General features: G+C 37.2%; 12 protein-coding genes, 1 riboswitch and 2 other annotated features. Of the genes, 3 read left to right on the top strand and 9 right to left on the bottom strand.

The features are described from left to right. Nucleotides 1-5: 5 nt before the first annotated feature. From FAR12_RS16775 to FAR12_RS16740, 8 genes are all read right to left on the bottom strand, one after another. The gene (locus FAR12_RS16775) at nt 6-455 is read right to left on the bottom strand and encodes a MerR family transcriptional regulator (RefSeq protein WP_246010426.1); all 450 of its coding nucleotides are present in this window, start codon (nt 453-455) and stop codon (nt 6-8) included. A gap of 137 nt (nt 456-592) precedes the next feature. Next, the gene (locus tag FAR12_RS16770; protein WP_126409963.1) at nt 593-1,546 is read right to left on the bottom strand and encodes a GGDEF domain-containing protein; all 954 of its coding nucleotides are present in this window, start codon (nt 1,544-1,546) and stop codon (nt 593-595) included. A gap of 110 nt (nt 1,547-1,656) precedes the next feature. Then, nucleotides 1,657-1,741, bottom strand: a riboswitch (cyclic di-GMP riboswitch). 190 nt (nt 1,742-1,931) lie between these two features. Beyond that, nucleotides 1,932-2,558, bottom strand: a complete 627-nt coding sequence (locus FAR12_RS16765) for a hypothetical protein (protein WP_126409962.1) — start codon at nt 2,556-2,558, stop codon at nt 1,932-1,934. 144 nt (nt 2,559-2,702) lie between these two features. Next, nucleotides 2,703-3,146 (bottom strand): GNAT family N-acetyltransferase, encoded by a 444-nt coding sequence (locus FAR12_RS16760; RefSeq protein WP_246010425.1) that lies wholly within the window; start codon nt 3,144-3,146, stop codon nt 2,703-2,705. A 106-nt stretch (nt 3,147-3,252) separates the two neighbouring features. Beyond that, on the bottom strand, nt 3,253-4,905 hold the full coding sequence (locus tag FAR12_RS16755) for a glutamine--tRNA ligase/YqeY domain fusion protein (protein WP_126409961.1): 1,653 nt from the start codon (nt 4,903-4,905) through the stop codon (nt 3,253-3,255). A 68-nt stretch (nt 4,906-4,973) separates the two neighbouring features. After that, nucleotides 4,974-5,229: a binding site (T-box leader), on the bottom strand. Nucleotides 5,230-5,285: 56 nt separating this feature from the next. Further along, nucleotides 5,286-6,059, bottom strand: coding sequence for a TerC family protein (locus FAR12_RS16750; RefSeq protein ID WP_126409960.1), 774 nt, complete (start codon nt 6,057-6,059; stop codon nt 5,286-5,288). A gap of 270 nt (nt 6,060-6,329) precedes the next feature. Further along, nucleotides 6,330-8,012, bottom strand: a complete 1,683-nt coding sequence (gene argS / locus FAR12_RS16745; RefSeq protein WP_126409959.1) for an arginine--tRNA ligase — start codon at nt 8,010-8,012, stop codon at nt 6,330-6,332. Nucleotides 8,013-8,054: 42 nt separating this feature from the next. Beyond that, nucleotides 8,055-8,276 (bottom strand) — a binding site (T-box leader). 54 nt (nt 8,277-8,330) lie between these two features. Continuing rightward, nucleotides 8,331-8,927, bottom strand: a complete 597-nt coding sequence (locus FAR12_RS16740; protein WP_126409958.1) for a DUF502 domain-containing protein — start codon at nt 8,925-8,927, stop codon at nt 8,331-8,333. Nucleotides 8,928-9,201: 274 nt separating this feature from the next. Between FAR12_RS16740 and FAR12_RS16735 the strand changes: the two genes are divergently transcribed. Then, nucleotides 9,202-10,260, top strand: coding sequence for a M14 family zinc carboxypeptidase (locus FAR12_RS16735; protein WP_170972238.1), 1,059 nt, complete (start codon nt 9,202-9,204; stop codon nt 10,258-10,260). A gap of 56 nt (nt 10,261-10,316) precedes the next feature. Here FAR12_RS16735 and FAR12_RS16730 read toward each other — a convergent pair whose 3' ends face one another. Further along, nucleotides 10,317-10,955 (bottom strand): methyl-accepting chemotaxis protein, encoded by a 639-nt coding sequence (locus FAR12_RS16730; protein ID WP_425456193.1) that lies wholly within the window; start codon nt 10,953-10,955, stop codon nt 10,317-10,319. A gap of 744 nt (nt 10,956-11,699) precedes the next feature. Here FAR12_RS16730 and FAR12_RS16725 point away from each other — a divergent pair. Together FAR12_RS16725 and FAR12_RS16720 are read left to right on the top strand one after the other, a co-directional pair. After that, nucleotides 11,700-11,906: a helix-turn-helix transcriptional regulator gene (locus FAR12_RS16725; protein ID WP_126409955.1), complete on the top strand. Its 207-nt coding sequence runs from the start codon at nt 11,700-11,702 to the stop codon at nt 11,904-11,906. Beyond that, nucleotides 11,903-12,358 carry a hypothetical protein gene (locus FAR12_RS16720; RefSeq protein ID WP_126409954.1) on the top strand — a complete coding sequence of 152 codons (456 nt, stop codon included), beginning with the start codon at nt 11,903-11,905 and terminating at the stop codon, nt 12,356-12,358. Before FAR12_RS16725 ends, FAR12_RS16720 begins: the two co-directional genes overlap by 4 nt. The last annotated feature ends 10 nt before the right edge of the window (nt 12,359-12,368 follow it).

Genomic DNA, 12,368 nt, shown 5'->3' with positions numbered 1-12,368 from the left:
GTGTATTAACTAAGCAATAAAAGCAATGTCTGGATTAAAGACAGGCTTTCGGGTGAAATTTTTTTCTTTATTTCAGCGAATCTCGTTTGATCCGTCTTCTCCAGCTGTGCTAAAACTTCAGAAACTTCCTTTTCAAGTCCTTGAATCTTCAAGCGTAATTCTAATACATCAACCTCTTCTGAATATTTTTCAATGATCTCTTGTTTGATCTCATCAAGTGACATACCTTCTATTTTTCGTTTTTCAATGAAGTGAATTCTTTCGATGGAAGATAAGTCATAATATCGATAATTTGAAGCAGAACGTTCTGCTTTTAACAAACCTAGGTTTGTATAATAATCAATCGTTCTCTTTGTAACATGAGTTATATCAGCTAATTCACCTATTTTTAATTTCTCAGCCCCAAGAATTTCACCCCAAACTATAACGTTATGGTTTCTCCATGATTTATACAAGGTAAAATGCACCCTATCATTCATATACGTTGATTATCTATAAAAGTTTCATTTTTTTGCACGAGACCTTAGCAATGCTTCCATTCTAAGATCAAAAAGAACACGAAGAAATCCCTCTTCGTGTTCCACAAATCCTTTTATCCTAGCAATTGTTTTCTGCTCGATTTATCTTTGTACATATTCCGATCTGCTTGAGCGAATAGTTCCGTCATTTTCCCTAATGAATGTGAAGTATAGGCATGGCCAATCGACAATTTGATATTGATATTCGAGTCAATTTCGTTATGTCTATGTATTTCTGTTGTAATGTCCTGAACGAGATGCTCGATCTCTTTTTCAGTTTTTTCCACAACTAGTAAGACAAACTCGTCTCCACCAATTCTTGCGACCATGATATCATCAGAGCTAAATTGATTTAATAACGTTGCCGCCTCTTGAATTAATTCATCTCCCGCTTTATGCCCAAAGTTATCATTCCTAAATTTTAGTTCATCTAAATCACACAAAACAATTCCTGCAGATGTGTCTATTTGTCCATCTAAATCAGAAAAGATCGATTCAAAAAAAGTTCGATTATAGATATCGGTTAGAGCATCATGATTAATCTGAAACTCTAAATCCTTCCGTAATTTTATCTTTTCATCAATATTCCGCATAATTCCCTGAATTGCTACAAGCTCACCATTTTCATAAATAGGAGTTGTATATTCCTCAAACCATCTATACTCGCCTTCTTTATCTCTCCATCGTTGAATGATTGGTTGACTATAATCGAGTGTACCATTTAATTTTTTGATAAACTGGTCATAATCCTCGGGATGGATCAACTCCAAAGGTACAAAGGGGTTTTCAAATGCCTCTTCGATGATTCCTTCTCCAAGGAATTTATCCAAAGCAGGGCTTATATATCTGTGCCCCATTTCTGGTTTTATATCAAAGTGATAGATAACATCCGTAGAGCCCTCTAATAATTGCAGGATTCTTTCTTTGTTGTTAAAACTCGATTTCCATTTTTTCTTAACAAACTTGATACATACCTGACAAATAATGATTCCCACAATTAAGCCAAAAGAAAAATACATGACCCCCATAATAGATTCTCCCACTTTTCTATTAGTTTCGGTCCCAGTTGTAAATTAATTTCTTCAAAATAAATAGACTAACCGAATCCCGATTAGTCCCTTTTTCTCTATAAGAACATTTCGGTAACTGGCAGACATAATCTTTCGATCTTAGTCCCTATAGTTTTGCGTCTTCACCTTTCGATGAATTTGCCTTTATCGGTGCTATATTTAGTTAAAACAATCCCCAATTGTTATACTTAAATTTTACAGTAGAAAAATGACAAATACAAGAAAAACATAGAACTTTTTACCTATATTTTCAGGAGTTTTTTCCTAGTTGATCCCGAAAACAGTCAGGAGATTAAAGGACAATTCAACACTGCTTCTCACAACATATTATAAGTCTTTTTACCTATTTTTCTTTTTTCGGAAAAATAGTGTAGGAAAAGGACCAAATGAAATCAATGATTAAAATTTTCATCCAAATATTACTGATGCTAGCAATTGGATTATGATTGCTCGTTTTGATAATCCCCTCTATCCCTTGCGGCAATGGAATGTTGAAGAGAGAATCAGGAACAAAGCCAAATAGGATGGCGAAGATGATATGAGCCATTACAAAAGTAAGGAAATGACCATAAAAATTTCGTCTTTCTTGTTTGGCATGTTCCTTTCCGTATACATCCCCTCTTGTATCTTCCTCCACAATTGATTGAGTTTCCCCTTTTAGATGAGCAACCTTTTTCTTAATCCACCTGTCCAATTTTTTAAAATCACTTTTTCCAAAAATTAAGCCATAAATGATAAAGATGACAATAATGACTTGAAATGAGGAAAAGGTTCCCACATGGATATAATCCAATACTCCGAGGAATAGAACTGCTAATTCTTCTAGAATAAGGATAATGAATGCCACAAGGCTCGCTTTCTTCATCCGGAACCAATAACGGAACAGAAGTGCCAACACAACAAAGACCCAGAATATGACCTCTGAGATTATTAAAAATGCTATCTTATGCTCTAGCAAAAATGTGATCACCTGAGTTCCTCCGATCGTGCTTTGAATATGTACTCTATTATATGTATTTCCTATACCATACTATGTTTTTTTGATCGACTACAGTCCATAAGTTGCCCCATGATATCTCCTTGTAAAGAATAATTGTTCTACTAAACTCATTAATTAAATCATTTTTTTCTCAAGAATGATTTTATGTAATCCCTTTTCATCTGTATATGTTTCAATCACATCGAATCCGAATTTGATATTTAGAATTAACATATTGCGCCACTTATTCATTGTCTTTGTTCGAACAATTTTATACCCTTTTTCCCGTAAGTATGCGTGTTGTTTATCCATTAAAGTAGCAGCGATACCATTCTCTCTATAATGGGTATCCACGCCTCCCAACCAACTATAAAATGTCTCTCTATCAATCTCATATCCAATTTTATAACCAATCACTCTGTTACCATCCATCGCGGTAATAATTAATATATGAGGTTTTCTTGCCAGTTTATCGCTCAAGTTATCCGTTGTCCCAAAAATACTTCTATGTAATTTATTGATTCCCTCTACAACCGTGCTCTCAGGTATTGAGGTATAAATTTGATAATGAAAGTTCAATAATTACTCCTCCCTCTAAACATTTAAATATTCGTCAAAATGTCTCTCAGTCCTTCTGCAAATACAAAAAGAAAAGGAAATGCCGCAGCATCTCCTCTTCTTTTTGTTATCCATTTTTTCCTTTCCATGAATCCTTTAAGGAAACTATTCTATTGAAACTTAGCTTTTCACCAGCTTTGTCTAAAATAAAATATCCATGTCGAAAGAATTGAAATCGATCTCCGATATTTGCATTTGTTATGCTAGATTCTACTCTACAATTCCCCATCGTAATCTTGGATTTAGGATTTATTTTTTCTTCCCAACTTTTTTCCTTGTCTTTCACAATCTCATCATCTTCAAATAGTGATTCATAGAGATTCACTTCAACGGATTCACTATTTAAAGCTGAAACCCAGTGAATAATCCCTTTGACTTTCCTACCTGTAAAACCAGTTCCACTCTTCGTTTCTGGATCATAGGTGCACTTCAGTTCAATGATTTCTCCCGAGTCATCCTTAACCACTTCATGACACCTTATGATATAAGCCCCTTTTAAACGAACTTCTGTATCCAATGACAATCTTTTAAACCCTTTTACCGGCACTTCCATAAAGTCTTCTTTCTCGATATAAATTTCGTTCGAGAACAGTACCTCACGGGTGCCTAAATCAGGATTTTCCTTATTATTTTCGATTGGTAAAAGTTCAGTTTCGTCGTAATTTGTAATCGTCACCTTTAAAGGATTAAGCACCGCCATTACACTATTAACTTTCGTTTTTAATTCATCGCGTAATACTTGCTCCAACATCCTAAAATCGACAACACTTTGATGCCGCACAAAGCCCATGTCATTCACAAAGGTTCGAATACTTTCTGGAGTAAAACCTCTTCTTCTAAGTCCGCCTAAAGTAGGCAACCTTGGGTCATCCCATCCTTCTACAAAATTCCCTTCCACTAATTCCCGTAAATATCGTTTACTTGTGACAACGCCGGTAATGTTCACTCGACCGAATTCCCGTTGCTTCGGTGGCTCCTTTATTTCCAATTCATTCAACACCCATTCGTACAATGGACGGTGATCTTTAAATTCGATCGAGCATAAGGAATGTGTGATCCCTTCCAATGCATCTTGTATTGGGTGCGCAAAATCGTACATTGGATAAATGCACCACTTGTTCCCCGTTCGATAATGTTCTGCGTGAATAATTCGATATAAAATAGGGTCCCTTAAATTGATATTGGGTGAGGCCATATCAATTTTTGCTCTTAATACCATGGAACCATTCGAGAAATCACCATTTTTCATCCGTTTAAACAATTCGAGGTTTTCCTCAATCGTTCGATCTCGAAAAGGACTATTTTTACCAGGCTCCGTTAAAGTCCCTCGATATTTTGTCGTATCCTCAGGCGATAATTCACACACATATGCTTTTCCCTTTTTGATCAGCTTGAGGGCCGCCTCGAATATTTCATCTGAATAATCCGATCCATAAAAGACTCTGTCGCCAGGGTCATACCCAAGCCACTTCATATCTTTAATAATAGAGTTTACATATTCAATATCTTCTTTTAACGGATTGGTATCATCAAAACGAAGATTGAAACGTCCTTTAAATTTTTGTGCGACCATATAATTCATATTAATGGCATAAGCACTCCCGATATGAAGATGACCATTCGGTTCAGGGGGAAACCTTGTACACACCACTCGACTGAATACACCGTTCTCCATATCTTCTTCAATAATTCGCTCGATAGAATTACTTTTCTCCTCCATTTGTATTCCTCCTTGAATTATTTTTGATAAAAACAAAAAAATCCCACCCCCAAGACTTCTAAATAAGTCTTGGGGACGAGATTTGATATCGCGGTGCCACCCCAGTTCGTTAATATGTCACCATATTAACCTCTTCAGGTACGGTATTATCTAAAATACGTATACCCTAGCTCTATAACAGGAGCTCCTGTCACACTATCCCCAAATTGGTTCCAATGTGATTACTCAGAGTCTTGGTTCGTTGAACTATTCTTACTCCTTTTCAGCAACCGGAGCTCTCTGTGAAGAACTAATTTCATCTACTCTTCTCGTCATAGCAATTACAATTTTTGAATTTTGTAAAATAATATCAGTGTATGCGAACTTTGTAAAGATGTCGTTTAGGATTGTGCTTTTCCAGCTGATTTCTTACTCGGTGCAAACCAACCGATTAGAGCAATGGCAATTAACACGCCATAGAAGATCGTCGTCCAAAGCGTACTGTGCGGAAAATGATGATCTAAGATTCCAATATCCTCATGGGCAAGAGTAATGACCGCTAGCTTAACACCCACCCAAGCTACAATTGCATAAGCTGTTGTTTCCAATGCTGGACGTTTGGCCAAAAGCTGAACAAACCATGTAGCTGCGAATTTGATCAAGATAAGACCGGCAATCCCACCAAGAACAACTACGATAAACTGGCCACCATCCATTCCACCGAAGTCGCCTAGCGGTGAATCCGGTAACCCAAGTGCGAGGGCCACTGCAGCAAGAATTGAATCAATAGCAAAAGCTAGGTCGGCAAGTGCAATTTTTCCTACCGTTGGCCAAAAGCCTTTCCCAGCAGCTTCCTTTTCATCATCCTTATGAATATCCTCATTCTTTTTCCCAAATTTCGCTTGTATCACATGCTTTAAACCTAAGTAAAGAAGATAGGCCGCTCCTATCGCTTGTATTTGCCAAACGTTTGCAATAAAAGAGATGGCAAACAGCGCAATGAATCTAAAAACAAAGGCCATAATAATTCCATAATTTATTGCTCTTTTTTTCTCATTATCCGGTAAATGCTTGGCTATCACTGCTAGCACAAGGGCATTATCCGCTGACAGCAATCCTTCTAATCCAATTAAAATTAGCAATGCCCAAGCATACTCAAGCCATATTGACTCCATTTCATTCTCTCCTTTTCAAAAACGCAAAAATGTATACCGATTAAGGCTGCTAATAATAGATTTTCCCAATTATCCTCGGGTATCCTCAACAATTTGACTTAATCAATTTATGCAGTAAATTCTCTTTATTAATTAATATCATTTTTTCCAAAATTAAAGAACTGATTAGCTCTCAACTCTTATCTACTGAAAAAACTGGATAGCTTGCCAGTATTAAGAATCAAAAGATTGGATGGTTTTCGAAGCCAACCCATTATTATCCAACTTTGGTTACATCTCCTCAGGCGCCGCCATCCCCAATAACCGTAACCCTTCTTTTAACACAACTTTTACTGAATACACGAGTGTTAATCTCGCCTGTTTTTGAACTTCATCGTCCAAGATACGGACAGAGGCATAATATTTATTAAATGCTTTCGAAAGCTCAATAAGGAACTTAGCAATTTGAGAAGGGTCATATCCTTCAAATGCGCGCTTAATCACATCCGGAAAAGACATTAAAGCCGTAATGACAGGCCAAGCCTCATCATCAATCATCAAAGCATGTTCGCTGTCCTGATAATTCCCCTTTCTTAACAGTGACGCCGCACGGGCATGCGTGTATTGAACATATGGTCCTGTTTCCCCTTCAAATCGCAGCATATCTTTTAAGGAAAACTCGATGTCATTCTGGCGGTAATTTTTCAAGTCGTGGAAAATGACTGCACCCGTCCCAACCTGATGGGCCACTTCATCTTTTGCTGTTAATCCAGGGTTCTTTTCTAAAATATCGTTCAGAGCTAGTTGAATGGCTTCATCAATCACTTCCCCTAATAAAACCACTTTGCCTTTTCGCGTCGACATTTTCTTCCCATCTTTTAAAATCATTCCAAATGGGATATGCACCATCCCTGCATGCCATGAATAGCCCATTTTATCTAACACAGAAAATAATTGCTTAAAATGAAGGGTCTGTTCATTTCCGACGACGTATAATGACTGTGCAAAATGATACGTCTCTTGGCGATAAATGGCCGCGGCCAAATCACGCGTTGCATAAAGCGTCGTTCCATCGCTTTTCTTAATGAGACATGGGGGTAGGTCTTCAGCTAATTGCACCACTTGAGCACCCTTCGATTCTTCCAGCAAGTTTTTTTCTTCAAGAATTTCCACAACACGGTCCATTTTGTCATTATAAAAGGCTTCTCCATGATAGGAATCGAAGGTTATCCCGAGCATTTGATAGAGCTTCGAAAATTCTTGTAATGATTCTTCCTTGAACCATTCCCACAAGCTTAGTGCTTCTTCGTCACCATCTTCTAATTTTTTGAACCATTCTCTCCCCTTATCATTCAGCTCCGGATTTTTTTCCGCTTCTTCATGAAATTGGACGTATAATTTTAATAGCTCTTTAATCGGATTTTCTTTTACTCTTTCTTCATTTCCCCACATTTTATAAGCGACGATCAATTTCCCAAACTGCGTTCCCCAATCCCCTAAATGATTGATTCTAACTGGTCTGAAACCATACTTTTCAGCAATCAACGCTAACGAATTTCCGATGACGGTAGATCGTAAATGCCCCATCGAAAAAGGTTTCGCGATATTAGGAGAGGAAAAATCGATCGTAACAATCTGGTCATTCCCCAATGTCAATTTCCCGTATTCTTCTTTTTCCGAAAGGATTTCATTTAGCACTTTTTGAGAAACCTCTCTCTTATTTAAGAAGACATTCACATACCCACCGACGGCCTCTACTTTTTCAAAAAGTGGTGTTTCAATCTTCTCGGCGATTTCAATGGCAATACTTTGGGGTGACTTTCGGTAAAGCTTCGCTAATTCAAAACAAGGAAACGCCATATCTCCCATATCTTGAAACCTCGGTTTTTCAATCATCTTAAGCAATTGATTTCTTTCAAGCTGACCATCTAAAACCTGAACTAGAACATCGACAAACTCATTTTTGAAATTCATAATTTTCTCCTTCCATAAAAAAACTCCCGCCTCTTTTATAAAAAAAGAGACGAGAGTTCTGTTATCCCGTGGTACCACTCTAATTGTTTTTGTCCAAAACAAAAACCGCTTCAATTTGATAACGAGGCCGTCCTCGCCTTTCCCTACTCGCTTTCAGGAAAGAATCTCTAAAGTGCGTTTCATTATTTGTTCCATGCTAGGCTCACACCTTCCCTAACTCGCTATGACTTCACAAATAACTACTCTCTTTATCATCGATTTTTTGGTATTTTAAACTATTATAGCTTCTTATTTGAAATTTACAACATCTTTGAAAAATTATTCTTCTGCTTGAATAGTGCTCTTTTTTGATGTCATACCACCAGATAACACGAATTTCATCGCATCTTCAGGCTTTACATCAATGATCTCCACTTGATCCTTTGGGATTAAAAAGGTAAAACCTGCAATTTGGAACGACTGCTGAACATAGACAGCTACATAATCCTTTAAGGGGCTATGCAAGCTCTCCACATCTTCAGAAGTAATAAAGCCAATAGCTTTCGCTTCTGTTCCAGGAACAGTGACCAACGCAACCTTCGAAAAGGACTTCTTCTCTCCAAAAAATGAATTGATCGTGTCTTTAATGACGGAATAGATGGATTTGATAATCGGGATATTTTCAAGCAATCGATCAAGTAAACGGACAATCGTCCCTGTGAAGAATTTTGTCGACATCCATCCTAAAATCGTGATTACGACAATTGTAAACAGTAGTCCGATTCCAGGAATATAATCTTCCTGCAAATAAGGCTTAAGAAAGCTTCCCAATACACCATCTAAGAACATAAATGTTTTGTAGATTACGAATATGACGAGAATGATCGGCACTATCGTTAAAATTCCATTCACAAAATTACGCAAAATATGCTTCATTGTCACTTCTCCTTAGTATTACTCTTTATTCCTTGTATTTTAAAAGATACCAGTAGAATTCACATCCGTCTATTTTACTTACATTCTATCTAGATCACCATTCGACAAAAATCTCCTAACACTAGGAAAATTCTCATTTAAAAAGATGCTTCCAAACTCGAAATATGTTGTAACAATGGTGAATCTACACTATTAACGAATCTATTAAACTATCTTATGATTTACTAGAGTAAATTAATTAAAAATTCACACTATTAAAGGAGGTATTTTTATTATGAAAAAATTTTTAACTGTATGCTTTTCAGGAATATTGACTATCGGGGCATTTACGGCTGTGATTCCATCTGTCAGCGCTGTTGGGAATGGTCCAAATTACGGTGGGAATGAATCGGTACAAACCTCCATTCTCCAAACTTATTCTAGCATGGTAGATTACTTGAAAGTACAGGATGAAAAGCAAGAAGCTCTTGAGCTAGAAGTTATCGGTAAAACCGTTAAGGGCCGCGATATCTACATGGCAAAATACATAAAGAATCCTGAAAATCCAACCATTCTATTCCTAACTCAGCAACATGGGAATGAGCAGCTCACAACAGAAGGTGCATTGGAGTTCATTAAACATTTAGGGACGAATAAAACAAAAGGTGTCCTCGATAATGTTAATGTGCTCATCATTCCAATGCTGAACGCGGATGGTTCAATGGGAGATGTGAACTTCTCACTCGAGAATTATGTAGCAGATGGTGGTAGACATTTAACGCGCTACAATGCCAATGAGGTCGACTTGAATCGCGAACATGATAAAGCGACAGTGGATATGGAGCCAGAAGTTCGCGCCTTACACGAAAATGTATTCCAAAAGTACAACATTGATTATATGATTGACCTCCATCACCAAGGCTCACAAAGTGCCATTAATGATGAGTATGTTTCAGGCTCCATCCTTTATCCTACGAATGAAAATGTAAAAGCTGAAGTACTCGCGAAATCCAAGAAACTCGGTGCGGTTGTCTATCATTCTATTAGCTCAAAAGGATGGGGATTGATCGGAAAATACAATGGAGGCAGTGGAGAAAATATTGGACGAAACGGTGCTGCGGTAAGATATGACATTGCCACCCTATTGTTTGAAATGCGTGGAATGTCCGACCATGAATATGAATCTTATGTCCTCGGTCAAAAGAGTAACGGTTATCTAATCAAACAAACGATCACTACACTTGATTCAACTGTGAGAGCGATCGCTGATGGTTCAATCGAAACAGCTGATACAAGTTTTTGGGATACACTGCCAACGCAAAGATCCAAGACTTCTGAAGAAGAAGACGAGTAATATCAGCACAAACACAAGTCCCCCTTTGGTCTTGATTGACCTTAGAGGGACTTTTCTTATCTAATGGTGGCTACTTGCTTAATGGTTTTCTCTAGCTTTTCATCGACTTTACTCGCGTCTTCGATATGCTGCATGATCACGACATTGGCTTCGTCAAAAAGTGTTTTTGTATCCTGCATTTCGTTCATCACATCTTGTGAAAACTCTTTTTGCTCAACAATCGTTTCAAGGACTTCGCTTACTTCCGTTTCAACATGTTTTATGACAGAGGTGATGGAATCAATCTTATTTGAGGTAGTCTTACTTAAATCGATTCCTTCTCTAATTAACTTTGTGCTAGCAGTCGTAGATTGCAGCGTGATATTAATATCCTTTTGAATATTATCTGTTAAGACACTTATGTTATTTGTACTCTCCGCTGTACTTTCCGCTAGCTTCCTTACTTCCTCCGCCACAACAGCAAATCCTTTTCCATGCTCTCCTGCTCTTGCAGCTTCAATCGAGGCATTTAGAGCTAACAAATTGGTTTGATCCGCAATTTCTTTAATCACTTTGACGATCATTTCGATCTCTTTGGAACTATCGTTTAGGAGACTCATTTTATGATAGGTTTCCTCCAGCTCTTCTCCAAGTTGAGTGATGAGTTCCTCGACGTGATTAACTAAGTCTCTTCCTTCTTCTGTTTTCACAACCATCTCTTTTGCAGATTCTATTAACCCTTTTCCTTTTTGAAAAAGCTGTAGGGAATTGTCTAGTGAAGCCTGGCTTATTTGATTGACTGTGTCAAAACGTTTCTTAATATCCGCCACTAAATCCTTCATGACATGATGTTGATGATTGACGATTTCATGTTGCTCGATTGTTCCTGACAGCTCGGTATTGAACTTTTCCAAAAAAACCTCAAAAGATGTCTCTTTTTCCTGACATTCTGAATAGATCTGCTCTAGTTTTTCTTGAAGTTCCTTTTTCTCTTCTTCTACTAATCTAAATTGTTTTTTTGTCGTAAACATGTTCGTCTTGCCCCTATCTTCTCAATGTTAATTTGACTTTATAATAATTTACATCATATTTAAGTGATTAATTTCACTAAGACTTCAGTTGAGCACTTCTAAAAAAAACATTTTCGTATTTTAGAAGTATGAAAAATCAATAGACTGTCAACACTTAAACTAGAATACGAGAAACGAAGGAGGGGATGAAATGGATTATACACAGAGCATTCCTGAACAATTACCTGAAACGCTAGAGGAATTTTTAGAGGTATTGAAAAATCTCATATTGAGTTGAAGGAGGGGCATATGCACCGCCTTTTTTTCTTTGGATTTGAAAAAGCATACTTATTATGTAATCCATCCTTTACAAAATGCAATAGATCATTGACATTATGTAAATCATCCATTACAATCCTGTTATAAGATTTAATCATAGAGGAGTTACTTATGCTGAATAATCGAATTCGTGAACATCGTGCGAGACTTCGATGGACCCAGCAAAATTTAGCTGAAGAGATTGGGGTCACACGCCAAACCATTGGTCTGATCGAAAAAGGGGATTATTCTCCATCCATTACCTTGGCGCTCAAGATTGCCCATGCGTTTCAGGTTCCTGTCGAAGAAATTTTTTCACTAGAAGAGGAGAAAGGATGAAACATGTCTTGTTTGCAAAAATTGTTCGCTCACCATTGTTTTCGTTATTCATCTGGTGGTATGTCATAGGCGCTTACTACATCGTATTTTTTAGCCCATTTGAATCATCGTTGGAGATCAGAAGGTTTATGATCTTTCTTGTACTCCTAGTGCCAATATTACTTATCCTCATTCAATTTTTATATAATCAAAAAAATCCTAAGGATCCGATTACATTTAAACGTGGATTCTTACCTTGGGAGTTCCATGAAGTAGATGAAGGACAAAAATGGATTACTTATAACGCTTGTCGAAATGTGTATATCTACTATTCCATAGCACTACCCATTTCTATCGTGCTCTATGCCCTATTACGCAATATAGACAACATCCCCCTTCTTCTGATTGGGCTATTAGGTACAGGACAATATCTCGTATATTGGTTCACCATGAGAAAATTGAATGGTTTTTAGTTTAAAATAA

Source organism: Bacillus yapensis (assembly GCF_005280205.1).
GTDB classification, from domain to species: Bacteria; Bacillota; Bacilli; order Bacillales; family Cytobacillaceae; genus Robertmurraya; species Robertmurraya yapensis.
The sequence above is the reverse complement of the archived record's forward strand: the minus strand, read 5'-3'. Positions and strand labels throughout refer to the sequence as shown.